Annotated in this window: 21 protein-coding genes and 1 pseudogene; 7 read left to right on the top strand and 15 right to left on the bottom strand. The window is 70.7% G+C overall.

Annotated elements, in window-relative coordinates:
* Positions 1–13 precede the first annotated feature (13 nt).
* Positions 14–2,161 (bottom strand): S9 family peptidase, encoded by a 2,148-nt coding sequence (locus MCHT01_RS06435; RefSeq protein ID WP_148661423.1) that lies wholly within the window; start codon positions 2,159–2,161, stop codon positions 14–16.
* 65 nt (positions 2,162–2,226) lie between these two features.
* Positions 2,227–3,099: a DUF6502 family protein gene (locus MCHT01_RS26060; RefSeq protein ID WP_148661422.1), complete on the bottom strand. Its 873-nt coding sequence runs from the start codon at positions 3,097–3,099 to the stop codon at positions 2,227–2,229.
* A gap of 151 nt (positions 3,100–3,250) precedes the next feature.
* Between MCHT01_RS26060 and MCHT01_RS06425 the strand changes: the two genes are divergently transcribed.
* The 5 genes from MCHT01_RS06425 (at position 3,251) to MCHT01_RS06405 (ending at position 9,299) form a co-directional block, all read left to right on the top strand.
* Positions 3,251–4,036 carry an acid phosphatase gene (locus MCHT01_RS06425; protein ID WP_084452019.1) on the top strand — a complete coding sequence of 262 codons (786 nt, stop codon included), beginning with the start codon at positions 3,251–3,253 and terminating at the stop codon, positions 4,034–4,036.
* A gap of 202 nt (positions 4,037–4,238) precedes the next feature.
* A complete protein-coding gene (locus tag MCHT01_RS06420) occupies positions 4,239–6,983 on the top strand; it encodes a TonB-dependent receptor (protein ID WP_067063863.1) in 2,745 nt (914 codons plus the stop codon).
* A gap of 564 nt (positions 6,984–7,547) precedes the next feature.
* Positions 7,548–8,024, top strand: a complete 477-nt coding sequence (locus tag MCHT01_RS06415) for a VOC family protein (protein ID WP_245643180.1) — start codon at positions 7,548–7,550, stop codon at positions 8,022–8,024.
* Between the two features lie 297 nt (positions 8,025–8,321).
* Positions 8,322–8,687 (top strand): DUF1801 domain-containing protein, encoded by a 366-nt coding sequence (locus tag MCHT01_RS06410; RefSeq protein ID WP_245643183.1) that lies wholly within the window; start codon positions 8,322–8,324, stop codon positions 8,685–8,687.
* Positions 8,688–8,813: 126 nt separating this feature from the next.
* Positions 8,814–9,299 carry a hypothetical protein gene (locus MCHT01_RS06405; protein ID WP_148661421.1) on the top strand — a complete coding sequence of 162 codons (486 nt, stop codon included), beginning with the start codon at positions 8,814–8,816 and terminating at the stop codon, positions 9,297–9,299.
* On the opposite strand, the gene MCHT01_RS06400 is transcribed toward MCHT01_RS06405, so the two are convergent.
* From MCHT01_RS06400 to MCHT01_RS26055, 10 genes are all read right to left on the bottom strand, one after another.
* Complete coding sequence (locus tag MCHT01_RS06400) at positions 9,266–10,789, bottom strand: sensor histidine kinase (RefSeq protein WP_067063858.1); 1,524 nt, start codon at positions 10,787–10,789, stop codon at positions 9,266–9,268. The two genes, MCHT01_RS06405 and MCHT01_RS06400, sit on opposite strands and share 34 nt — an antisense overlap.
* The gene (locus MCHT01_RS06395) at positions 10,761–11,444 is read right to left on the bottom strand and encodes a response regulator transcription factor (RefSeq protein WP_067063856.1); all 684 of its coding nucleotides are present in this window, start codon (positions 11,442–11,444) and stop codon (positions 10,761–10,763) included. Before MCHT01_RS06395 ends, MCHT01_RS06400 begins: the two co-directional genes overlap by 29 nt.
* A 70-nt stretch (positions 11,445–11,514) precedes the next feature.
* Complete coding sequence (locus MCHT01_RS06390) at positions 11,515–12,351, bottom strand: MipA/OmpV family protein (RefSeq protein WP_169806101.1); 837 nt, start codon at positions 12,349–12,351, stop codon at positions 11,515–11,517.
* A gap of 230 nt (positions 12,352–12,581) precedes the next feature.
* Positions 12,582–12,992, bottom strand: a complete 411-nt coding sequence (locus MCHT01_RS06385; protein ID WP_067063850.1) for a VOC family protein — start codon at positions 12,990–12,992, stop codon at positions 12,582–12,584.
* A gap of 80 nt (positions 12,993–13,072) precedes the next feature.
* On the bottom strand, positions 13,073–13,513 hold the full coding sequence (locus MCHT01_RS06380) for a helix-turn-helix transcriptional regulator (RefSeq protein WP_067063848.1): 441 nt from the start codon (positions 13,511–13,513) through the stop codon (positions 13,073–13,075).
* Between the two features lie 38 nt (positions 13,514–13,551).
* Complete coding sequence (locus MCHT01_RS06375; RefSeq protein WP_067063846.1) at positions 13,552–14,661, bottom strand: HAMP domain-containing sensor histidine kinase; 1,110 nt, start codon at positions 14,659–14,661, stop codon at positions 13,552–13,554.
* A 179-nt stretch (positions 14,662–14,840) separates the two neighbouring features.
* A complete protein-coding gene (locus MCHT01_RS06370) occupies positions 14,841–15,551 on the bottom strand; it encodes a response regulator transcription factor (protein ID WP_067064043.1) in 711 nt (236 codons plus the stop codon).
* Entirely contained in the window at positions 15,529–15,852 is a 324-nt protein-coding gene (locus tag MCHT01_RS25510; RefSeq protein ID WP_084452072.1) for a 4Fe-4S dicluster domain-containing protein, read from the bottom strand. The genes MCHT01_RS06370 and MCHT01_RS25510 overlap by 23 nt, the downstream gene beginning before the upstream one ends.
* Positions 15,852–16,193 carry a hypothetical protein gene (locus MCHT01_RS06365; RefSeq protein ID WP_067063843.1) on the bottom strand — a complete coding sequence of 114 codons (342 nt, stop codon included), beginning with the start codon at positions 16,191–16,193 and terminating at the stop codon, positions 15,852–15,854. The genes MCHT01_RS25510 and MCHT01_RS06365 overlap by 1 nt, the downstream gene beginning before the upstream one ends.
* Positions 16,194–16,222: 29 nt before the next feature.
* Positions 16,223–16,525, bottom strand: a complete 303-nt coding sequence (locus MCHT01_RS26055) for a hypothetical protein (protein WP_148661420.1) — start codon at positions 16,523–16,525, stop codon at positions 16,223–16,225.
* A 424-nt stretch (positions 16,526–16,949) separates the two neighbouring features.
* On the opposite strand from MCHT01_RS26055, the gene MCHT01_RS06355 reads away from it, so the two are divergent.
* Complete coding sequence (locus tag MCHT01_RS06355) at positions 16,950–19,808, top strand: valine--tRNA ligase (protein ID WP_067063838.1); 2,859 nt, start codon at positions 16,950–16,952, stop codon at positions 19,806–19,808.
* Here MCHT01_RS06355 and MCHT01_RS06350 read toward each other — a convergent pair.
* Entirely contained in the window at positions 19,750–20,724 is a 975-nt protein-coding gene (locus MCHT01_RS06350; protein WP_067063836.1) for an NAD(P)-dependent oxidoreductase, read from the bottom strand. The two genes, MCHT01_RS06355 and MCHT01_RS06350, sit on opposite strands and share 59 nt — an antisense overlap.
* Before the next feature lie 86 nt (positions 20,725–20,810).
* Between MCHT01_RS06350 and galU the strand changes: the two are divergent.
* A pseudogene (gene galU / locus MCHT01_RS06345) lies at positions 20,811–21,679 on the top strand (UTP--glucose-1-phosphate uridylyltransferase GalU).
* A 133-nt stretch (positions 21,680–21,812) separates the two neighbouring features.
* Here galU and MCHT01_RS06340 read toward each other — a convergent pair.
* Positions 21,813–22,040, bottom strand: a complete 228-nt coding sequence (locus MCHT01_RS06340; protein ID WP_067063834.1) for a sulfurtransferase TusA family protein — start codon at positions 22,038–22,040, stop codon at positions 21,813–21,815.
* 107 nt (positions 22,041–22,147) lie between these two features.
* On the bottom strand, positions 22,148–22,675 hold the full coding sequence (locus MCHT01_RS06335) for an NUDIX hydrolase (protein ID WP_067063832.1): 528 nt from the start codon (positions 22,673–22,675) through the stop codon (positions 22,148–22,150).
* Between the last annotated feature and the right edge of the window lie 11 nt (positions 22,676–22,686).

Here is a 22,686-nt window from a genome sequence, read left to right as displayed (position 1 = left end):
GGGCGGGGCCCGATCAACGCTCCAGGCTGATCCCGCCGATCACGCGCCGCACGAACTCGAAGCTGGCCTGGTTCAGGTAGGCGCGGTTGTCGGCCTTCGTGAAGCTGTGCCCCTCGTCGCTCGCGCTGACGAACCACACGGGCGTGCCCTGCGCGCGGACCGCGGCGACCATGGCCTGCGCCTCGCCGAATGGCACGCGCGGGTCGTTGCGGCCGTGGACGACCATGAGCGGTTTCCTCACCGCCTCCGCATGCGTGAGCGGCGAGATCGAGGTCAGGAACTCGCGCATCGCCGGATCCCGTTCGTCGCCGTACTCGGCGCGCCGGTTGTCGCGCCGGTAGCTCTCGGTGTTCTCCAGGAAGGAGACGAAGTTGGCGATGCCCACCCGGCAGATGCTGCCCGCCAGCCGCGGGGACTCATGCGTCGCCACGGCGAGGGAGAGGTAGCCGCCATAGCTGCCGCCCGCCACCACGACCCGCGCCGCGTCCATGTCGGAGCGGGTGGCGACCAGGTCCAGCAGCGCGCTCACGTCCTTCACCGCATCCTCGCGCAGCCGGCCGTTGTCGAGCTTGAGGAAGGTCTTCCCGAAGCCGTCGGAGCCGCGCACGTTGGGCATCACGAGGTGCATGCCCAGTTGCTCCACCAGCGCGCGCAACACGCCGGCCACGTAGCCCGGGCGGGCCTGCGACGAGGGACCGCCGTGCAGGCTGATGTAGACGGGGCGCGGCCCGGTGAAGCGGGCCGGTGGCGCGATGTGCAGCCCGGTGATCTCGAGCCCGTCGAAGCTCTTCCAACGCAGCACCGCGGACCGCAATGGCACGCCCTCGCCCGCGGCGCTCCAGGGGCGCGTCGTGCCCTCTTCCAGCGCGTGGACGTAGAGGCGGCTCGGGCTCTCCGCCGAGACCTGCTCGAAGCCCAGCAGCGGCAGGGTCGGGTGCCAGCTGACGCCGCGGATCACACCCGGGGCCAGGTCTTGCGCGATCTCGACCGGCGAGGTCCCCGGACGATACAGCCGCAGCGCGGACACCCCGGCCACGTTGTAGACGAGCGCCAGCGGACGATCGCTGCCCGCGGGCGGCTCGGCCAGGCCCTCGAGATCAGCGCCGACATCGGTGAGCTCGTTGCGATGGCGGCCATGGGCCACGTCGTCGCGGACCAGATGACGGAATTCGCCCACCGCCGCGTTGCGGCGCCAGAGGATGTCCTCGGTCCGTTCACCCGTCCCCAGGCCCAGGCGTGCCGCGGCGCCGGGCGCCCGCGCGCCGCTGCCGTCGAGCGCGAAGGCCAGCGTCTGGCTGCGGCCGTCGCGCGTGACCATCGCCAGGACGCGCCCCGCCGGACTGACGCGCAGTCCGGTGAGGCGGCCGGCGGTGGCGCCGAGCAGGCGTCGCTCCTGGGGCCGGGCCGGATCGACCCACCACAGGTTGGCCAGCGCCGGACTCGTGGACAGCAGCTTCGAGGCATCAACCTCCCTCGCCGCATCCTTCGCCCCCTCCTGGCCCACGTCCTTCATGCCGTCGTCGACCGCCAGGGCGGACTCGACACCGGATGCGGCGACACGCGGGGCCTCGACACGCTCGTCCTCGCCGCCGTCCTCGCCGTCATCCTCGACCGGCGTCCCCGGGCGCGGCCGCCGATCCAGGCGCTCCTGCAGATAGACCAGCCCCTGGCCCGCCGGCAGGAAGGCGTACTCGCTGACGCGCTCCCCCTCGGGCGTGATCGCCACGGGCGCATCGCCGCCGGCATCGAGCCGGTAGAGCCGCCACGCCTCGTTGCCGCCCTGATCGCGCGTGAACACGAGGTAGCCGGCCGTGGGCTCCCACTTCGCGCTGCCGACGCCATCGCGGCCCTCGGTCAGCGGCTCCGGCGCAAGACCTGGCCCCGCGAGGCGGTGCAGCTGCTGGCTCGGGCCGCGCCGCATCAGCACCAGCATCTCCGGCTTGACCGGATGCCAGCCCGCGAAGCGCAACGCCGGCAGTTCCCGCTCGCCGCCCAGCGCGTGGTGCTCGAAGCGCGGCACCCCGTCGGCGGTCATGTTCTCGCCCAGGCGGGCAGGGGCGGCCCACAGGCTGGCGTCGCCGAACAGCGGCTGCAGTGCCGCCAGCGTGCCGCCCGCCAGTCGCAGCCAGCCGCGCCGGCTCATCGTCGATCGAGTGCTCATCGTTCTGGGAATGAAGTCGTCGTCCATCGCACCGGCCCGGCCGCGTCCGCGCGGCACGGGCCGCCTCAGTTCTGCGCCGCCACGGCCTGTCGCGGCGAGGCGGTCTCGTCGAGCTGCCAGGCCTCCAGCCGCACCGGCTCCGCATAGCTCTGCAAGCCGAAGCTGTAGCGCTGCGCCCCGCCGGTCCTGCGGCCGCGCGCCTGGGCCAGCGTCACCTCGCGGTTGAGCCGGTCGCTGAAGCGCCGGCCCCAGCGCCGCACCAGGGCGTGCAGGCGCTCGACGTCGTCGTCCAGCAGCCCCTCGCCGCGCACCGAGAACAGGAAGTGCCCGGCCTCGCCGCCCGACTGCTTCTCCCACGCCGCCTGCATGCGGTCCGCCGCGATGCGCGCGCTGCGCGTCAGACTCTGCAGCTCCTCGCCGGCGGCGCGCTCGGGCTGGGCCCAGCGCACGCGGCCCGCGTCGTCGAGGGCCACCGCGCCCTGCTGCAGCCACGCGTCCAGCAGGGCCTTGGGCGGGACGCCCTTGGTGACTTCCTCGATGAGGTCCTCGAAGGTCTCGGCCCCGGCCTCGCGCGTGGTGCTGCGGCGCTCCAGCGCGCGCGGCGCGCCGCGCTCGTCGATGAAGCGCGCATCGCCGCTCCACAGCGACATCACCGCGTCCAGCAGGCTCTTGCGACGGCGCTCGGTCTGCGCCAGCGGCGCCTCCGCGCCGATGCGCTTGACGTCCTTGCGATGCACGCCGGTCAGCGTGCTCAGCGCCGCATCGGTGATGCGCCGGCCCTCGTCCTCGAGTTGCGCCGCGGCCTGCTCGATGTAGACGCGCTTGGACAGCTCGACCAGTTCGGCCAGGCCGACGCCCTCGCGCACCAGCAGCCGGATCAGCGGCCGCATCAGCAGCGTGGCGATGTGAAGGGATTGCTCTTGTGTGTTGGCACTCATGGTGGTCTCGGTCCCGGGCGCGAGGCGATCTGCGGTCTTGCCGTGCGAATGGCGGGCCGGATCATGCATCAGACCGACACACTGTCCCTCATCCGTTGTGCGACGCGATGCGGGTAAGTATTGATTTGCGATTTTTTTACACAAACAGACAATGCCAACCATGCAGAACGAACCCTCCCCCCGTTCCAAGCGTGGCGCCCAGGCGCTGTTCCTGCTGGCGACGCTGCTGTCGCTCGGCGCCGAGGTGGCGCGTGCCGCCTCGCCCGAGTGGGAGACGCCCGCGGTCAGCCACAAGAACGTGAAGCCTTATGTGGACGTCACGCCGCTGCATGCGACGACGCTGCCGCCGCCGCCCGAGGAAGGCACGCAGGCCGACCGCGACGACGTCGCCGCCGTGCTGGCGCGCCAGCAGGTCGACGCCGAGCGCCGCGCCATGGCCGAGACCGACGGCGAGTTCCTCTACGACCGCTTCGCGCCCGTGCTGGGCGTCGAGCTGCGCCGCGACCGATTCCCGGCGCTGATCGACCTGCTGAACCGTTCGGTGCGGCAGGCCGGCCAGCCGGCCTTCGCGGCCAAGACCCTCTACCGTCGGCTGCGCCCCTATCAACGCCTGACCCTGGAGCACGTCTGCGGCCGCACCGGCACGTCCAAGCCCGATCCGGACGCGCAGCAGCGCACCTCCTACCCTTCGGGCCACTCGACCTACGGCTGGACCACCGCCCTGGTGCTGGCTCGCGTCGCGCCCGACAAGGCCCCGGCCCTGCTGGCCCGGGCCCGCGACTACGCCGAGAGCCGCCTGATCTGCGGCATGCACTTCCCCAGCGACGTGGAAGCGGGTCGACAGCTCGCGACCGCCGTGGTGTCCCAGCTGGACCTGAACCCCGAGTTCCAGCGCGACCTCCAGCGCGCCCGCGCCGAACTGGCCGCCGCGCGCTGAGCTGATCCCGACCGCCTCGCGCGGTCCCCCTCGCCCTTGCCGACGCGGCCCCGTGCCGCCCGGCCGGCTTCGCCCATCCCGGGCGTCTGAACCTCCCCACCGCCGAGCTTGCCCACGACGCCCCGCCCCGGGGCGCCGCGCTCCGCTGTGGCCGTCCGGTCCCTCCGTTCCTTTCCTTCCTCTCACCGATAGGCCTCCCACCATGAAGACCCGTCTCTCCCTCGTCGCCCTCGCCTGCCTGGCGGCCACCCTGCCGGCCGCGGCGCAGACCGCGCCCTCGACCCCGGCCACGCCCGACCACAAGCTCGAGAAGGTCGAGGTCACCGGCACCATGATCAAGCGGCTGGACGCCGAGACGCCCGCCCCGGTGACCATCCTCAAGCGCGAGGACATCCTGCGCTCCGGCGCCACCTCGCTGGACGAGCTGCTGCGCATGGATCCCTCCACCGGCGCCGGCGGCCTGGACGACCTGGGCTCGGGCAACGGCTTCGCCGCGGGCACCGCGTCGATCTCGATGCGCGGCATGGGCTCGGCGGCGACGCTGGTGCTGATCAACGGCCGCCGCATCGCGCCGGCCGGCGTGGTCGACCCCAACAGCGGCCAGTCGACGGTGTTCAACATCAACTCGATCCCCATGTCGGCGGTCGAGCGCGTGGAGATCCTGAAGTCCGGCGCGTCCTCGCTGTACGGCTCCGACGCGCTGGCCGGCGTGGTCAACGTGATCCTGCGCAACGACTACCAGGGCCGCCTGATCGAGGTCAACGCCAAGCAGCGCTTCGACGGCCTGTTCAAGAACCAGACCGTCAACGGGATGGTCGGCTTCGGCAACATCGCCGACGACGGCTACAACGTCATGCTCGGCGCCGAGGTCTATCTGCGCGACGGCGTGGGCATCAAGGAGGCGCCCGACCTGGTCCGCAGCGACATCCTCACCAAGCTCTACAACCGCCTGGTGCCCAGCTCCACCTCGTCCTACCCGGGCAACCTCTACACCTACAACAACGGCCTGAGCGGCAGCTTCCGCGGCATGCTGTCCAGCGACTGCGCGACGCAGGCGCCCTACTCGTCCACGGTGAGCACGCCGCGCTGCCTGTGGGACTCCAACCAGTACGCCTCCTACGTGGGCGAGCAGAAGCGCGGCTCGGTCTTCGCGCGCGGCGCGCTGCGCGTGAACGCGGTGACCACGCTGTCGGCGGAGATCATGGCCTCGCGGGTGAAGAACGAGTACACCGACTCGCCCACCAGCCGCTCCGAATCGCTGACCACCTGGGGCGACTCGCAAGGCAACACGGTGCAGTACATGGGCCTGGCGCTGCCCGCCAACCACCCGCAGAACCCGACCCGCCTGGCCAGCGCCAGCAACCCGGTCAAGCTGCCCAACAGCAGCGGCGGCACGACGACCTACACCAAGCCCACGGTGCTGGGCCTGCGCTACCGCTTCGCCGACATCCCCTACGGCTACAGCACCGAGGCGGACAACGTGCGCATGGTCGTGAGCGGCTCCACCGAGTGGAACGGCTGGGACATCGACGGCGGCCTGCTGCACCACTTCCAGCGCAACACCAAGGACCTGCACGGCCGTCTGAGCCTGTCCGGCCTGAACCAGGTGGTCAACAACGGCAGCTACGTCTTCGGCGGTGTCAACAGCGCCGAGACCCTGGCCCTCATGTCGCCCGACCTGCACGACTGGGGCAAGGCGCAGACCAGCTCGGCCGACCTGCGCGGTTCGCGCGAGATCGGTCAGCTCGCCGGCGGCGCCGCGATGCTGGGCGTGGGCGGCGAGTTCCGCCATGAGAGCTTCGAGGTCGGCGCCGACCCGCGCACCGCGGCCGGCGACATCATCGGCCGCGGCATCGGCGAGGCCAGCGGCTCGCGCAACGTGGCCGCCGCCTACGCCGAGGTGCAGGCGCCCTTCATCAAGGGTCTGGAGACGCAGACGGCCCTGCGCGCCGAGCACTACACGGACTTCGGCAACGCGGTGACCGCCAAGGTCGGCGCCAAGTACCAGCTCACCAGCGCCATCGCGCTGCGCGGCAGCTGGGCCAACGGCTTCCGCGCCCCCTCGCTGTCGCAGATCAGCAAGTCCTCGGTGTTCTCGTTCAGCTCGGGCTACCGCGATCCGCGTCTGTGCCCGGTGGTGGACTCGACCAACAACAACTGCTCGCTGAGCCTGTCGACGGTGTCGCTGGCCAACCCGGACCTGAAGCCGGAGAAGTCGGACTCGTACACGCTGGGCGTGCTGTTCGCGCCGTCCAAGTCGTCGGAGATCATCGTCGACGGCTGGTACATCGAGCGCCGCGGCGAGGTGGACCGCCTGAGCGCGCAGGAGATCCTGAACCGCGAGTCCGAGTTCCCCGGCATGGTGCTGCGCCTGCCCACGACCGACGGCACGCTGGGCCAGGTCTTCCAGGTCCGCCGCCCCTACCTGAACCTGGCGATGACGCGCACCTCCGGCGTGGACTACGACCTGTCGCAACGCCTCGCGCTGGGCGAGTACGGCATGGTCAAGCTGGGCCTGCGCGGCACCCGCATGCTGATGCGCAAGCAGCAGACCGAGGCCGGTCAGCCCACCGTGGAGACGCTGGGCTACTACAAGGTGCCGCGCAGCAAGGCGGCGGCCAGCATCAACTGGTCGCGCGCGTCGTGGTCCGCCACGCTGACGGGCAACTACCAGAGCGGCTTCCAGAGCTTCGACGCGGGCGCGAGCTGCGACTCGACGCTGGTCAGCGGCGGCTACGCCGACCTGTGCCGCATGAAGGCCTGGCGCACGCTGGACTTCTCGGTCAGCTACAAGGGCTTCAAGGGCATGCGCCTGAGCGCGACCGTGCGCAACCTGGCCGACTCCCGCCCGCCGCTGGATCCGAACGAGACGGAGGTGGGCGTGACCGGCAGCGTCGCCAACGCCTACGGCCGCTTCCTGTCGGTCAACGCGTCCTACGAGTTCTGATCGTCGGACCCGCCGGCCCCGCGTCGCCGCGTCGCTCGAGCCGGCGCGGCGGCCGCGACACCGTGCCCCGAGGGCCGTCCGCGAGGGCGGCCCTTTTTCATGGCGGCAACGATGGCCGCGCCGCGACATCGCCGCATGGCGCGTGGGCCCATCCCATTCGTCACTTGACCCGCGCGGGGACTCGCCCCTAATATCGCGCCCGCTCCGGCAGCCCACGACGTCGATGTCATCGACCCTCGCGCCCGCCGGATGCCGTAAGCGTTCAACGTCAACCAACGCGCCAACCTGCCGATCTGGATCGCCCTCGTGCGTGCCAGCCGGCTCGCGCGCGAGGTTCGACGATGCTGATCCCCCACCGGGCACCCCGCCCGAACCGGCTGCGAACGCCGGGCTCCCCACGGGCCCCGCCCGTCCGGGACGACGACTCCCCACTTCCTCGCATTCCCGCTCCGACGACCCGGATCGCGCCCGCCTGTCCGCGCGCGTCCGTCGCGTCGGGGTTCATCCCCTCACGTCCGCGCGATGGCCCACGAGGCCGCGCGGCGACCGACATCGACCTTCACCATGACCACGAACCCCTCTGCTCAAGCGATCCCGTCCACCGACCTGGCCCGCGCGTCCGCGACCACGTCCTCCGGCTTCCCCCGCACCACGCTCAACCACATGAGTCTGCCCACGCACGACGTGCCGGGCACCGTCGCCTTCTTCGAGCACTACCTCGACGCGAAGACCCTGCCCTTCGGCACCAGCTGCGTGGTGAAGAAGGACGGCTGGGACATCGTCATCGAGGACGCGCGCGACCGTGACGTCGCCTGGCCCGGCAACTTCCACATCGGCGTCGAGCTGGCCACGCGGGCCGAGCTCGAGCAGCTGTACGCGGCCATGGTCGCGGACCAGGTGCCGATGCAGACCCCGCTGATCGAGCACGTGCGCGGCTCGCGCTTCTTCTGCTGGCTGCCCGGCGACGTGATGCTGGAAGTCAACACCCGCGAGGACGCGCAGGCGCCGTACAAGGCGACCTTCGCGAGCCAGCAGGGCTGATGACGCGCCGGCTTTCCCCGACCGCTCGGGGAAAGCCGGACTGGCTCACCGAGGGCGGTGCTGGCAACATGCGGCGCTCGCCCACTTCGCGATCCGATGCCGATGCCAGCAGCCAAGTCCCCCGCGCCGCGCGCCGCCAAGACCGTGACCAAGACAGCGGCCAAGACAGCGACGACGTCCACCGCGAAGCCCGCCGCGACAGCGCTGGCCAAGGCGCCCGCGAAGCCCGCGGCCAAGGCGACACCGCGACCGTCGGCCAAGGCCGCGCCGGCGCCGACCGGCGATGCCGCGTCCTCGCTGATCGATGCCCGCATCGAGGAACTGGGCGACTGGCGCGGGAAGGTGCTGGCCAAGGTCCGCGCGCTGATGCACGAGGCCCTCCCCGACGTCGTCGAGGAATGGAAGTGGGCCGTGCCCGTGTGGGCTCACAACGGCCATCTCTGCACCGGCGAGGTCTACAAGCAGGCCGTGAAGCTGACCTTCCCCAAGGGCGCGAAGGTCGAGGATCCGGCCGGGCTGTTCAACGCCAGCCTGGAAGGCAACGCGCGCCGCGCGATCGACATCCGCGAAGGCGAGGCCATCAACGAGCAGGCGCTGAAGGCGCTCTTCAGGGCCGCCGCCGCGCTCAATCCGCCGAAGAAGACCAAGGCCGTCAAGGCCTGACCCCGCGCCGGGACGCTCACCGAGTGCTCACTGAGCTCGCGCCGAGCTCGCACCGGGCCCGCTCCGAGTCCTCTCCGAGTCCGCGAGCCCCGTAAGATGCGCCGATCCGCACTCGACGTCCTCGACATGACCCGACGCCTGTCTCGCCACGCCACCGCCCTCGCGCTGCCGCTGATGCTGTTGCTCGGGGTGGGCACGGTCTCGGCCTTCCAGCCGGCGATCGTCGCCGTGCAGCCGCTGCGCGAGCGCATCGTCGAGATCGACGCCGAGGTCCAGCGGCTGAATGAGCGCCTGACCGCGCCCCACGTGTCCGCCGAGGACCGTGCCGAGGCCTACCGCCGATATCAGGCCCTGGTCACCGAGCGCGAACGGCTCCGCCAACGCGTCGCCGAGGTCTCGGACCCGGCTCGCGAGAATCCGCTGATCCTCTACGCGTCGCCGCGGGGGGCCACGCTGACGGTCCCGCCGGAGCTCAAGGACCTCGAGCGCCAGCGCGCCCTGGCCCGCGCCCAGGCGGCGATCGCCGCCCAGCCCTCGGCATCGGACGCCGGGCGTCTCCCGATGCGCGGGATCGACGATCAGAACAGCGCCCGCAGCATCGCGCGCGAGTAGGCCGCCGGGTTCGAGCGCCGCGACAGGAACGGGGGCTCGGTCATCGGCATCGGCGCGCGCGGTGACGGCGGCGGGCCACCGGCCTCGTCCTTGTCCTCGTCGTCGCGATCGTCCGGCGCCTCGGCCTCGGCCGTCATGCCGCATCTCACCGCCAATCCCGGCGACCGCCCCTGCGCGCTCAAGCGCCAGCCATGCGCCGCGGCGATCTCCGTGCAGATCGCCAGCCCCAGCCCGGCGCCCTGCTCGCGCCGGTCGGCGCCGCGCCAGAAGCGCTCGAAGATGCGCGGCAGGTCCCGCGGGTCCACGCCCCGCCCCTGATCCGACACCGAGAACCCCGCCGGCCCGGCCGCGAGCGTGACGACGCCTCCCGGCGGGCTGTGCTGGATCGCGTTCTCGACCAGGTTCTTCAGCAGCGTGAACAGCGCGCCGCGGTCGGCCCGCCACAGGCACAGCGCCGGGTCCAGCCGCAAGCCCAAGGTGACGCCGCGCCGCGTCGCCACGCGCTCCATGAAGTCGAAGACCTCGCGCACCGCGGGACCGGGGTCGATGGCCTCGATGCGGTAGTTCTGCGGCTCGCTGGCCTCGGCCAGCAGCAGGAGCTGCTGCACCTGCCGAGCCACGCGGTCGACGTCCTCCAGCACCTGCTCGCGCCAGATGCCCGGCTCGGTCAGCTCGACCTGCGCGCGGATCAGCGCCAGCGGCGTCTTGAGCTCGTGCGCGGCGTTCGAGAGAAAGTCCTGCTGCGTCTGGAAGCCCCGCTGCAGGCGGTCCAGCGCGGCGTTGAAGGCCTCGACCAGCGGGCGCAGCTCGCGCGGCTGGTCGGCGACGGACAGGCGCTCGCCGAGCGTGCGCGGCGCGATCCGCCGGGCCGCGCTGGAGGCCTGGCGCACCGGCTTCAGCGCCCGCCACAGCGCATGGTGCAGGATCACCAGGAAGACCAGCACGAAGGTTCCGCCCAGCGCCAGCGTCCCCTGCCGCAGCACATCGAATCCGATCGAGGTGCGCATCAGCAGCACCACCCGGTCGGTGACGGCGAACTGCCCATACAGCTGACGACCGTCGCGCTGGAAGGGGATGGTCGTGCCATGCATCGCCACGCCGTCGCGCACGAAGCTGAAGGCCTGCCGGCGGGGCTCGAAGCGCGCCCCGTCGCGGGTCAGCAGGCCCGTCTGGCCATCGGTCGAGAAGATGACCTGCCCTTGCGCGTCCGAGACCCGCAGCATCACCTCGGACCGGAAGCTGTCGAACACCCACGGTTCGATCTTGCGGGCGTCGAAGCCGGTGGGACGCCCTTGCGCGTCGAAGCGCAGCAGCCCGACCAGCGCGACGCCGTTGTCCTCGATCTGCGTGCGCAGCACCCAGCGGGAGAACGGATCCCACAGCAGGCTCGCGGCCGCGCCCACCAGCAGCGCGCTCAGCGCCATGCTGACCGCGAGCACCGCCAGCACGCGGTTGCGCAGGCTATTCGGCCAGCGGATCTTGTAGGCCATAGCCCAGACTCCTGTGATTGACGATGCGCAGCCGCGAGCCCACCGAGGCCAGCTTCTTGCGCAGCCGATGCAGCGCCACGTCCAGCGCGTTCGGCGTGACGGCGTCGGACAGCCCCCAGGCAGCCGCCTCCAGCGCGCCGCGGCGGGCCATGCGCCCCTGCAGTCGCACCAGCGCGACGGCGATCTGCAGCTCGGCCGGCGCGAGCGCGGTGGACTGCGCCCCGCAGCGAAGCAGCCCTTCCTCCGCCACCACCTCGAGGTCGCCGAAGACAGCGCGCTCGGACCGCACCGCCGCCGGGCGGCGCATCAGCGCGCGCACGCGGGCCACCAGTTCCTCCATCGGGAAGGGCTTGACGAGGTAGTCGTCCGCGCCCGACTCCAACCCCTCGACGCGGTCATGCAGCGCGTCGCGCGCGGTGAGCATCAGGCAGGGCGTCCCCTGCCCCGCGCCGCGCAAGCGCTTGACCAGGGCCAGCCCGTCGCCATCCGGCAAGCCCCGGTCGATGACGAGCGCCGCGTAGCCGAGCTCGCGATGCGCGACCCAGGCCGCCTCCATCGCGTGGAAGACGTCCGTGGGAATGCCGGCGGTCTGCAGCGCCTGCCGGATCAGCTCGGCGAGCCGGAGATGGTCCTCGACCAGGGCGATTCGATTCATGGGGACGGCGACGGGACTCGGGGAACAGGGGATGGGGAACGGGAAGCCGGAAGCGCGAGAGGCCCCGGCGTCAGAAGCGGTACAGGTAGCCGACCGCCAGGCGCGAGCTGTCCTTGCGCGAGACGATGGGGCTCTGCCGGATCTCGTCCGGCAGACGCGTGACGCTAGCATCGATGAACACCGAGTGCCGGCGCCCGATCGCGTAGTCGACGCGCACGCCCGCTTCCGCGGTGGTGGCGGCCTCGCCGAGATAGAGCGCGCGCCCCGGCAGCACCTCGGCCGCGCGGACCCCGAAGTAGTAGTCGACGTACTTCCTGTCCAGCCACTGGGCCTTGGCGCGCGGCGTGACGCCCAACGGGCCCAGCGTGAAGCGGTGCTCGACCTGCAGGCTCAGCTTCTGGCCCTTGCTGTCGCCGGCGAGGTCGGCCACCCACTCGGCGCCGACATCGACCCAGGGCGTGCGCCAAGCCAGCGCGCCGCCGCCCAGGAACGCGTCCTTGCGCTTGTCCATGCCGGCCAGTGCCGGCGAGTCGCCCGCCTTGTAGCCCTCGGGCTCGTACTTCAGGCGGGCGCTGGCCTCCAGGCTGTTGCCAGGCGCGAACTGGTGACGCCACAGCTTGAGATCGGCGGCGCCACCGGAGAGGCGGAACCAGGGGCTCTCGACGAAGAGCACGGGCACGACGTCGTTCTTGCGGTCGGCGCCCGCGTATGGCCGTTGGCGGAAGGCGCCGGCGACGCCCAGGCCGAGCGTCGTCGACGAGGCGGCGGCGGGGTCGCGATCGCCGAAGACCTGCGCGTGGGCGCCGGGGGCGAGCACGGCAAGCGTCGCCGTCAGCGCCAGCAGCGCGCCGACGCGCAAGGTCGCGGCGGCCCCTGGCAGGCTGGGAATCCAGCGCGGAGCGCGCAAGGAGGGCTCGTATCGGGGCGCGGACGCGGGCGCGGGCGAGGACGCTGACGAAGGGAGAGACGACGCCGGGGAGGCGGAGGACAGAAAGGCGGCCATCGAGGCGACTCCAAGTGAAGACGGGCGGATGGTCGAGTCGCTCGACTTACCGCCGTCTTACCGGAGCGATGCCCTCGCCGCGGTTCAAGCGCCCGGCCATGGTGGCCGCCGCGCGGCCCTGGCCGAGCTCCCGGTCACTTCAGCTGCTGGATCCGGATCATGTTCCCCGCCGGATCCCGCACGCCCATGTCGCGCACGCCATAGGGCTGGTCGGTGGGTTCCTGGACGATCTCGGCGTCGCCGGCCTGCAGGCGCTGGAAGGTGGCGTCCAGGTCCTGCGAGCCCAGCAGCAGCATCGCGTAGGTGCCCTTGGCCATCATCTCGGCGATGGTGCGCTTCTCGTCGTCGGTGACGCCGGGCGTCGCGTTCGGCGGGAACAGCACGATGGAGGTGTCGGGCTTGCCCTTCGGTCCGATGGTGATCCAGCGGTTGCCGCCGAAGGCCACGTCCTTGCGGATCTCGAAGTCCAGCACGTCGCGGTAGAAGGCCAGCGAGGTCTCCGCGTCGGTGTGGGGCAGGAAGGTCGAGTGGATGGTGATGCTCATGTCAGTCTCCCGATGAATGGAGGTTGGCGGGGGTGATCGCGCGGCCGTCGCCGCGCCGGTTCCGAACCATGGGAGGCAGTCTAGGCATCCCCGCCGGACGGCGCTTCTCGATTCCTGATCGGTCGCGTCACCTGCTTGGCGACGCAGGACGGGATGCCCTCGGCCTCCCCCGCCGAGTCGCGCCGGTAGACGCTGGGCGACACGCCCACCAGCTCGGAGAACCGCGTGCTGAAGGTCCCCAGCGACGAGCAGCCCACCTCGAAGCAGACCTCGGTCACGCTGAGGTCGCCCCGGCGCAACAGCGCCATGGCGCGCTCGATGCGGCGGGTCATGAGATACGAATAGACCGACTCGCCATAGGCCAGCCGGAACTGGCGGCTCAGGTGGCCGGCCGACATGCCGATGCCGGCGGCCAGCGCGTCGACATCCAGCGGCTGGGCGTAGTCGCGATCGATACGGTCACGGACACGGCGCAGCCGGGCCAGGTCGCGCAGCAGGGTCTCGGGGGAGTTGGCGGGCATCGGCGCATCCTGCCATGTCCGCGCCGCGCCACCGGGAGTCACCCTGCGCCGAAACGCACCGACGCCTCGAACCCCGGGGACGCGTTGCGCAGCCGCAGCTGGCTGCCATGCGCCTCGGCCACCAGCCGGCACAGCGACAGACCCAGCCCCACGCCGCCGTCGCTGCGGGCGCGGGCCTCGTCCGGCCGGTAGAACGGCTGGCCCAACTGCGCGAGCGACTCGGACGGCACCCCCGGACCGTGGTCGCGGACGGTGACGCGCGCGCCGTCGCCATCACGTTCGACGGCGACCAGCACCGGTCCCGCGGCCGCGTCGTTGTGCCGCAGCGCGTTGTGCACCAGGTTGCGCAGCAGCAGCTGCACGCGCATCCGGTCCAGCTTCAGCACCGGCAGGTCGCGGTCGATGCGCAGCGCGACGCCGGGTTGGTCCTGCTCCCGCGCCAGCGCGCCGAGATCGCAATCCGACACCTGCAGCGCACGGTGGCCGCTGCCGAGCCGCTCGCTCTCCAGCAGCGCGGAGATCAGCTCCCGCATCTGCCCCAGCTCGTCGAGCAGCGAGGCCTTGGAGGGGCTCTCGTCGACCAGCTCGGCATGCAGCCGCGCCCGGGTCAACGGGCTGCGCAGCTCGTGGCTGATGGCCAGCAACAGCGCCCGCTTGCCGTCCAGCATCGCCTGGATGTCCTCGGCCATCTGGTTGAAGCGGTGCGCGAGATCGCCGATCTCGTCGCGGTGATGGACCAGCACCCGATAGCTCAGGTCGCCCCGCCCGAAAGCCTCGGCGCCCGCCGCCAGCGCCCGCAGCGGCCGGATCATGTGCCGGATCCCGCCGTAGGCAAGACCTGTCACCAGCAGCAGCAGCGGCACCGCCCAGACCAGGCCGTAGTCCAGCTGCATCGCGCCCCACAGGATCACGCTGCTCAGGCAGGCCAGCAGGATGAAGATCGCGATCAGCCGCGCGCCCAGCGAATGCTGGAACTGCGCGTGATGGCGATGCCAGCGCTGATGCCAGCGGTGCCGCGCGCGCCAGTGCCAGCGCCAGTCGCGCTGACGCGGGAACGGGATCGCGCCCGCCTCCATCGCCATCCAGCGCTGGAACTGCCGCATCCGCTTGAGCTTCTTCAGCCCGTGCAGATGACCCAGCTCCTCCATGCGGCGCAGTTGCTCCTCGTAGTGGGCGCGATGGCGGGCCTCGCGGCGGCCGCGGGGATCGTCGTCCGACGGCGGATGGTCCGGCCCCTGCGCCCCGTGAGGGCCGCGCGGGTCGCGCGGATCTCTCGGCCCGCGAGGACCTCGGGGCCCCCAATGGTCATACGGATGGCGAGGCCCCCTCATGCCCCGCCCTCCCCGCGCGGCGGCAGCGCGAAGCAGTAGCCTGCGTTGCGCAGCGTCTTCAGCGCCTCCAGCGGCTCGAGCTTGCGGCGCATCCGGCTCACCAGGATGTCCACGGCGCGGGTGAAGAGCTCGGCGTCCTGGCCGCGGATCCGGTTCAGGATCTCGTCGCGCGAGAAGACCCGACCCGGCTCCCGGGCCAGCATCACCAGCAACTCGTACTCGGTGCTGGTCAGCTCGATCGCCCCGGCGTCCGAGGACACCTGGCGGCGCGCGGTGTCGATCTCCAGGCCCTCGAAGCGCAGCAGCGTGGCCGGCGCGGCCGCGGCGGGCGCCAGGCGCGCACGGCGCAGGATGGTCTGCAGCCGGGCCGCGAGTTCACGCGGCTCGAAGGGCTTGGCCAGGTAGTCGTCCGCGCCCAGCTCCAGGCCGACCACGCGGTCGGTCAGGTCGCCGCGCGCGGTCAGCATCAGGATGGGCATGTCCTTCCACGGGTCCGTGCCGCCCCGGACCCGCTTGCAGAAGGCGAAGCCGTCCATCTCGGGGAGCATGCCGTCCAGGATGAGCGCGTCGAAACGCTCCTCGGCCAGGCGCGCGAACGCGGCGCTGGGCCGCGTCACCGCGCTCAGCTCGAAGTCGAAACGCGCCAGGTAGTGCGCCAGCGGCGCGGCCAGCGCCTCGTCGTCGTCAATCAGCAGCAAGCGATGCATCGTGCCGTCCATTGTGGCGGGTGCGGACCAGCGTGATCGCGCGCTCGGGGCAGGCCTTCACGCAATGGCCGCAGGCCCGGCAGGCATCGGCATTGGGGGTGAAGGCCTGCTGCCAGCCGTGCGCGTAGCCGCGCAGCTTGCCGAAGAGGCTCAGCTCCTGGCGGCGATTCGCCGGCAGCGTGCCGACCAGGAAGACGTCGTGCGGGCAGACCGCGACGCAGTCGCCCTTGCCCTCGCAGCGGTTGCGGTCGATGACCGGCCGCAGCAGCCCCGGGGGCTGCCGGCACTCGCGCGCGTCCATCAGAAGGCCTCGCCGTCGCGCTCGTCGCGGTCGTCCCGATGCCGGCCGCCGCGCGGGCCGCGGGTGTCGCGCTCCTCCTGATCCTCGCGACCCGAGCGCCGACGCAGGCGCCGCAGGGCGAATCGCAGCATCTGCTGCTGGTCGAAATCCAGCGCGTCGAAGAAGTCGCCGAAGGCGGCCACCAGCGCCGGACCGGTCGCCCGCAAGGCCTCGATCTGGCCGTCGAAGAGCTCCTGCGCCTCGTCGCGGCGGAAGTTGTCCGTCTCGATCAGACGGGCCACCTCGGGGCCGCGCGCCAGCGCCTTCAGCGCGCGCCGCGCGGCGCGCAGCAGCTCGAGCACGTGCTCGAGCCGCAGCTCCTGGCTCTCGCTCAGGTCCAGAAGGGCACTGGCCCGGGCTTGCAGCCTTTCACCGCGGCGGCCTTGGGCATCGGGTCCCAGGCCCCGGTGGAAGCCGGACCGCCCATGACCACCGTGGTGACCATGGCGACCGTGGTGGCCGTGGCGATGTCCGAAGCCGCCGATGCCTCCCCAGCCATGCGGGAAGCCACCGAAACCGCCGAAGCGGAACCAGGGTCCGTCGACGGGCAGCGGGCCGTGGAAGCCAGCGTCACACACAGGGCCGAAAGGACCGAAGCGGCCATCGTGGCCGACGTGATGGTGGTGACGTTCATGGGGGTGACTCCAGCGTCGAAACAAATGCATGGTGCGGTTCCTCGGTAAAGCCCGGGTGTCCGGGCGGTGAATCCATGTCGCCATGATTCCCATGCCCGCTCGCCGGGGCATCTCACCGCGGTATCGCTGCTTTTCGTTTTGTATCGCCACCGCCCCGACCGACGGAATGCCTCTTCGGGGGGAAACGGCGTCCCTGCTGACACGACGCGTCAGGGGGCCCACTTTCGACAGGGGCCGTCACGCGATCGTGCGCCCGCGCCGCGCCTGGCGCCGGACCGCGCCGATTCCCCCTGCTTGTCCCCTGCCGGTGTCCCCTGCATGTTCCGGCCGCGTCCCGCGGGGTCCGGGTGGGGCGCCTCTACAATCGCCGGCTCACCTTGTGTCCCTTGCCCAGATGACACCGCCGAGAGGCGGAGCTCCTCCATGACCGAACTCGCCAAGTCCTTCGAACCCTCTTCTCTGGAAGCCCATTGGGGCCCGCTGTGGGAGTCCAAGGGCCTCTACAAGCCGACGCTCGATCCGGCGAAGCCGTCCTTCAGCATCCAGCTGCCCCCTCCGAACGTCACCGGCACGCTGCACATGGGCCATGCGTTCAACCAGACCATCATGGACTCGTTGACCCGCTACCACCGCATGCTGGGCCAGAACACGCTGTGGGTCCCGGGCACGGACCACGCCGGCATCGCCACGCAGATCGTGGTCGAGCGCCAGTTGCAGGGCCAGGGCCAGAACCGTCACGACCTGGGTCGCAAGAATTTCGTCGCCCGCGTCTGGGAATGGAAGCAGCAGTCCGGCTCCACGATCACGCAGCAGATGCGCCGCATGGGCGACTCGGTGTCCTGGGACCACGAGTACTTCACCATGGACGAGAAGCTGTCCAAGGTGGTCACCGACACCTTCGTCAAGCTGCACGAGGAAGGCCTGATCTACCGCGGCAAGCGTCTGGTGAGCTGGGATCCGATCCTGAAGTCCGCCGTCTCCGACCTGGAGGTCGAGAGCGAGGAGGAGGACGGCTCGCTGTGGCACATCCGCTATCCGATGGCCGAGGGCGACGAGTCGCTGGTCGTCGCCACCACGCGTCCTGAAACGATGCTGGGCGACACGGCGGTGATGGTCCACCCCGAGGACGAGCGCTACAAGCACCTGATCGGCCAGCAGGTGAAGCTGCCCATCACTGGCCGTCTGGTGCCGGTGATCGCCGACGAGTACGTGGACAAGGAATTCGGCACCGGCGTCGTCAAGGTCACGCCGGCGCATGACACCAACGACTACCAGGTCGGTCAGCGCCATCAGCTGCCGATGATCACGATCTTCAGCCTGGACGCGACCGTGGTGGACTCGCTGGACGAGATCCCCGCCGAGTACCGCGGCCTGGACCGCTTCGTCGCGCGCAAGCGCATCGTCGCCGCGCTGGAAGAACAAGGCCTGCTGGTCGAGATCAAGAAGCACAAGCTGATGGTGCCGCGCTGCACCCGCACCGGCCAGGTCATCGAGCCCATGCTGACCGACCAGTGGTTCATCGCCACGAACAAGCCGGGCCGCGACGGCAAGTCCATCGCGCAGAAGGCCATCGACGTCGTCGCCAGCGGCGAGGTCAAGTTCGTGCCCGAGAACTGGGTCAACACCTACAACCAGTGGATGAACAACATCCAGGACTGGTGCATCTCGCGCCAGCTCTGGTGGGGCCACCGGATCCCGGCCTGGTACGCCAGCACCGGCGAGATCTTCGTCGCCCATGACGAGGCCGAGGCGCAGGCCAAGGCCGCGGCCGCTGGTTACACCGGCCCGCTGACCCGCGACGAGGACGTGCTGGACACCTGGTACTCGTCGGCGATGGTCCCCTTCTCCACCCTGGGCTGGCCGGAGAAGACGCTGGAGCAGGACCTGTTCCTCCCGTCCTCGGTGCTGGTGACGGGCTACGACATCATCTTCTTCTGGGTCGCCCGGATGATCATGATGACCACGCACTTCACGGGCAAGGTGCCCTTCAAGCATGTGTACATCCACGGCCTGGTGCTGGATGCGCAGGGCAAGAAGATGAGCAAGTCCGAGGGCAACGTGCTGGACCCGGTCGACCTGATCGACGGCATCGAGCTGGCCCCGCTGCTGGACAAGCGCACCCAGGGCCTGCGCAAACCCGAGACCGCGCCCAAGGTGCGCAAGGCCACGGAGAAGGAATTCCCCGAGGGCATCCCCGGCTACGGCGCCGACGCGCTGCGCTTCACCTTCGCCGCGATGGCGACCCTGGGCCGCAGCGTCAACTTCGACAGCAAGCGCTGCGAGGGTTACCGCAACTTCTGCAACAAGCTCTGGAACGCGACCCGCTTCGTGCTGATGAACACCGAGGGCCAGGACTGCGGCCTGATGGAGCACAGCAAGGAAGAGTGCGCGCCCGGCGGCAAGGCCCACGGCTACCTGCAGTTCTCGCAGGCCGACCGCTGGATCGTCAGCGAGCTGCAGAAGGTCGAGCAGGCCGTGGCCCAAGGCTTCACGGACTACCGCTTGGACCAGGTCGCCAACGCGATCTATTCCTTCGTGTGGGACGAGTACTGCGACTGGTATCTGGAGCTGGCCAAGGTCCAGCTGCAGACCGCGCAGGCCGAGGGCAACGAGGCCGCGCAGCGCGCCACGCGCCGCACGCTGATCCGCGTGCTGGAGACCATCCTGCGTCTGCTGCACCCGATCGCGCCCTTCATCACCGAAGAGCTCTGGCAGACCGTGGCGCCCATCGCGGGCCGCAAGTCGACCGACTATCTGGTGAGCGCGCAGTACCCCATCGCCCAACCCGAGCGCATCGACCCGCAGGCCGTGGCCTGGGTGGAGCAGCTCAAGGCGGTGGTGGGCACCTGCCGCAGCCTGCGCGGCGAGATGGGCCTGAGCCCGTCCGACCGCGTGCCGCTGCTGGCCGGCGGCGATCTGAGCTTCCTGCGTGAAGCGGCGCCGGCGCTGAAGGTGCTGGCCAAGCTGCAGAGCGTGGAGCTGATCGAGGACGAGGCCGCGTTCAACGCGCAGAGCGCCATGTCGCCGGTGCTGGTGCACGGCGCCGCGCGCCTGGCGCTGAAGGTCGAGATCGACGTGGCCGCCGAGCAGGCCCGCATCGCCAAGGAGATCGCGCGCCTGGAGGGCGAGGTCGCCAAGGCCGAGGCCAAGCTGGGCAACGAGAGCTTCGTGGCGCGCGCGCCGGAGGCCGTGGTGGCGCAGGAGCGTCAGCGCATCGCCGACTTCAGCGCCACTTTGGTTCGGCTAAAAGATCAGGCAGCGCGCCTGGGTGCGTCGGCCTGAAGTCGGGCTGCGCGGCGGGCACGGACAGGACCTCCGAGATCCTGCGTGCCACGCTCCACGCGGCCCGCATCCGTGACTCGCGCGTCGTCGTCGCCACCCGCGGCGTGACCTGCAGACCGGGCGCCCCATGCAGCGGGCGCCCGTTTTCCATCAGGCCCGGCTCCATCAGGTCCATCCAGACCGCCAGCAGCCGCCCGGCGTGCAAGGCGTCGGCCAGGGCCTGCTCGTCGAACAGCGCCGAGTGCGAGGTCGACACCATCACCTGGGCCGGCTTGCAAAAGCCCAGGACCCGTTCCCCGATCAGACCGCGATAGCGCGGGAAGTAGGCCAGCTGCACGCTGACCGCGTCGGCCGCCTGCATCAGCTCGCGCAGACCGTAGGGCTCGATGCCCCACTGGGCCCAGAGCGGATCGGCGTGATGCAGGCTGGGGTCGTAGCCGATGACCCGCGCGCCGAAGACCGGCAGCAGCGTGGCCAGCTGGCGCGCCGCCGGCGTCAGGCCGACCAGGCCCACGGTGGCGCAGCCCAGTTCGCGACCGACCCAGGACCCGTCCACCGACTGCACCGGCACCCGGCGCAGCAGCGCGAGCAAGGCGCCGATGACGAACTCCGCCTCGGCCGAGGCCGCGGCCGTCGGCGCGCGCACCACCTCGATGTTGGCGGCGCGGCAGGCGTCCAGGTCGATGTTCTCCGCTCCGGCGCCAATGCGACCGACCGCACGCAGACGCGGCGCCCGGCGAATCGTCTCGCCATCGAGCGCGATCGAGGCGGGCAGGAAAATTGCCTGGGCCTGCGCAACATGTTCCTTCAGGGCCGAGGGAACCGCCGCGAGTTCGGGCACCGCCTGGACCGCATGGCGCTCGGCCAGCCAGTCCAGGACGTCGGCCTCCAGCGGTTCCAGGACGAGCACTGACATGAGGGATTTGGAGAGGATTGTTTGACTTTCTTGCATTGCTGCCATGCAACAATGCCCAACGCAACTACTCGCGGGAGTGTACGTAAATGGCCCTTATCAACAAGGCAATCTTTCCGGTCGCAGGCTTGGGAACGCGCTTTCTGCCCGCCACCAAGGCTCAGCCCAAGGAGATGTTGCCCGTGGTGGACAAGCCCTTGATCCAGTACGCGGTCGAGGAGGCCTACGCGGCCGGCATCCGCCAGATGATCTTCGTGAACGGCCGCAACAAGCGCGCCATCCCTGACCATTTCGACACTGCCTTCGAGCTCGAGACCGAGCTGGAAGCCGCTGGCAAGAAGGAACTGCTCGCGCTGGTCCACTCGATCAAGCCCGACGACATGGAGTGCATCTACATCCGCCAACCCAAGGCCCTGGGCCTGGGCCACGCGGTGCTGTGCGCGCAGTGCGTCGTCGTGAACGAGCCCTTCGCGGTGCTGCTGGCCGACGACCTGATGGTCGGCAAGCCCCCGTGCTCAAGCAGATGGTGGACCAGTTCTCCGAGTGGCAGGCCAGCATCCTGGCGGTCCAGGAAGTGCCGGCCGAGCACACCAAGCGCTACGGCATCGTCGCCGGCGCGCCCATCAGCGATCGCCTGATGGACCTGACCCACATGGTCGAGAAGCCCAATCCCGAGGACGCCCCGTCGCGCCTGGGCGTGGCCGGCCGCTACATCCTGACCCCGGGCGTGTTCCGCGAGATCGCCACCCAGCCCCGCGGCGTGGGCGGCGAGATCCAGCTGACCGACGGCATCGCCGCGCTGATGCGCCGCGAGAAGGTCTTCGCCTTCCGCTATGAAGGCAAGCGCTACGACTGCGGCAGCAAGGAAGGCTTCCTGCAGGCCAACGTCGAGCTGGCGCTGGATCACCCGCAGCTGGGCGCGAGCTTCCGCGAGTACCTGAAGACGCTGGAGATCTGACGGCAAGGACCACCGGCCCGATCGATCGGGCGGCGGAAACGACGAAGGCCACGCGATGCGTGGCCTTCTGCATTTGCAACGGACCGCACGGGCGGTGTCGAAGCGTTCGTCGCGGCGCTTCCGCCGCCGGGTCTCAGCGGCGCTTGAGCACGTGGATGAACTCGTCACCGCTGGCGCTCTGCTCGACCAGCTCGTTGCCGGTCTGGCGGGCGAAGGCCTGGAAGTCGCGCGTCGAGCCCGGATCCGTGGCGACCACCTTCAGCAGCTGGCCGCTCTCCATCTCCGCCAGCGCCTTCTTGGCCTTGAGGATGGGCAGCGGGCAGTTCAGGCCGCGGGTGTCGAGTTCCTTGTGAATGTCCATGAGAGCGTCCTTGCTGGCCGCGGGGCAGCCCCTCGCGGGAACGGCCGCGCGCGGCGGTGAGTCGGGATTCTAGAGGTCGCGAGCCCCGGTCCGGGAGGCGCCGCCGCTCAGGTCGGCGGCGGCATCCACTGGGGTTCGATGCCGCGGTTGCGCAGCCATTGCGCCAACGCCTGCCCGGTGCCCGCGGGCCAGCATTCGAGCTGCTCCGGCGGCGTCAGCGTGTACTCGATCAGCTCGGGCGAGAGCGCGATCTCGCCGCGCGCCGGCACGTGGTACGCGATCAGGACCTGGTTCTTCTTCTGGAAGTCGTAGACGCCGATCAGCGTCGCCCCGAGCGCCTCCAGCGAGGTCTCCTCCAGCACCTCCCGCCGGATGCCCTCCTCCGGTGTCTCGCCCGCCTCCATGAAGCCGGTGATCAGCCCGAAGAAGCGCATCGGCCAGGCCGCGTTGCGCGCCAGCAAGACCTGCCCCTCGCGATCCACGCATTCGACGATGGCGGCCAGCACCGGCGTCGGGTTGTTCCAGTGCGTGAAGTCGCAGTTCGGGCAGCGCAGCCGGGTCTTGGGGCCGCCGTCCTCGGGCAGCTCGATCCAGGCAAGCTCCGAGGCGCATTGCGGGCAGAAGCGGAAGGTCATGGCGGCGGCTC

The organism is Mitsuaria chitosanitabida ATCC BAA-476 = NBRC 102408, from assembly GCF_001598255.1.
Taxonomy (GTDB): Bacteria; Pseudomonadota; Gammaproteobacteria; order Burkholderiales; family Burkholderiaceae_C; genus Roseateles; species Roseateles chitosanitabidus.
This window is presented reverse-complemented; position numbering and strand designations above follow the sequence as displayed.

What these genes read in the sequence shown, in the direction of transcription:
- MCHT01_RS06435 (WP_148661423.1), bottom strand. Translation starts at nt 2,161, where the DNA reads ATGAGCACTCGATCGACGATGAGCCGGCGCGGCTGGCTGCGACTGGCG.
- MCHT01_RS26060 (WP_148661422.1), bottom strand. Translation starts at nt 3,099, where the DNA reads ATGAGTGCCAACACACAAGAGCAATCCCTTCACATCGCCACGCTGCTG.
- MCHT01_RS06425 (WP_084452019.1), top strand. Translation starts at nt 3,251, where the DNA reads ATGCCAACCATGCAGAACGAACCCTCCCCCCGTTCCAAGCGTGGCGCC.
- MCHT01_RS06420 (WP_067063863.1), top strand. Translation starts at nt 4,239, where the DNA reads ATGAAGACCCGTCTCTCCCTCGTCGCCCTCGCCTGCCTGGCGGCCACC.
- MCHT01_RS06415 (WP_245643180.1), top strand. Translation starts at nt 7,548, where the DNA reads ATGACCACGAACCCCTCTGCTCAAGCGATCCCGTCCACCGACCTGGCC.
- MCHT01_RS06405 (WP_148661421.1), top strand. Translation starts at nt 8,814, where the DNA reads ATGACCCGACGCCTGTCTCGCCACGCCACCGCCCTCGCGCTGCCGCTG.
- MCHT01_RS06400 (WP_067063858.1), bottom strand. Translation starts at nt 10,789, where the DNA reads ATGGCCTACAAGATCCGCTGGCCGAATAGCCTGCGCAACCGCGTGCTG.
- MCHT01_RS06395 (WP_067063856.1), bottom strand. Translation starts at nt 11,444, where the DNA reads ATGAATCGAATCGCCCTGGTCGAGGACCATCTCCGGCTCGCCGAGCTG.
- MCHT01_RS06385 (WP_067063850.1), bottom strand. Translation starts at nt 12,992, where the DNA reads ATGAGCATCACCATCCACTCGACCTTCCTGCCCCACACCGACGCGGAG.
- MCHT01_RS06380 (WP_067063848.1), bottom strand. Translation starts at nt 13,513, where the DNA reads ATGCCCGCCAACTCCCCCGAGACCCTGCTGCGCGACCTGGCCCGGCTG.
- MCHT01_RS06375 (WP_067063846.1), bottom strand. Translation starts at nt 14,661, where the DNA reads ATGGAGGAGCTGGGTCATCTGCACGGGCTGAAGAAGCTCAAGCGGATG.
- MCHT01_RS06370 (WP_067064043.1), bottom strand. Translation starts at nt 15,551, where the DNA reads ATGCATCGCTTGCTGCTGATTGACGACGACGAGGCGCTGGCCGCGCCG.
- MCHT01_RS25510 (WP_084452072.1), bottom strand. Translation starts at nt 15,852, where the DNA reads ATGGACGCGCGCGAGTGCCGGCAGCCCCCGGGGCTGCTGCGGCCGGTC.
- MCHT01_RS26055 (WP_148661420.1), bottom strand. Translation starts at nt 16,525, where the DNA reads ATGAACGTCACCACCATCACGTCGGCCACGATGGCCGCTTCGGTCCTT.
- MCHT01_RS06355 (WP_067063838.1), top strand. Translation starts at nt 16,950, where the DNA reads ATGACCGAACTCGCCAAGTCCTTCGAACCCTCTTCTCTGGAAGCCCAT.
- MCHT01_RS06350 (WP_067063836.1), bottom strand. Translation starts at nt 20,724, where the DNA reads ATGTCAGTGCTCGTCCTGGAACCGCTGGAGGCCGACGTCCTGGACTGG.
- MCHT01_RS06340 (WP_067063834.1), bottom strand. Translation starts at nt 22,040, where the DNA reads ATGGACATTCACAAGGAACTCGACACCCGCGGCCTGAACTGCCCGCTG.
- MCHT01_RS06335 (WP_067063832.1), bottom strand. Translation starts at nt 22,675, where the DNA reads ATGACCTTCCGCTTCTGCCCGCAATGCGCCTCGGAGCTTGCCTGGATC.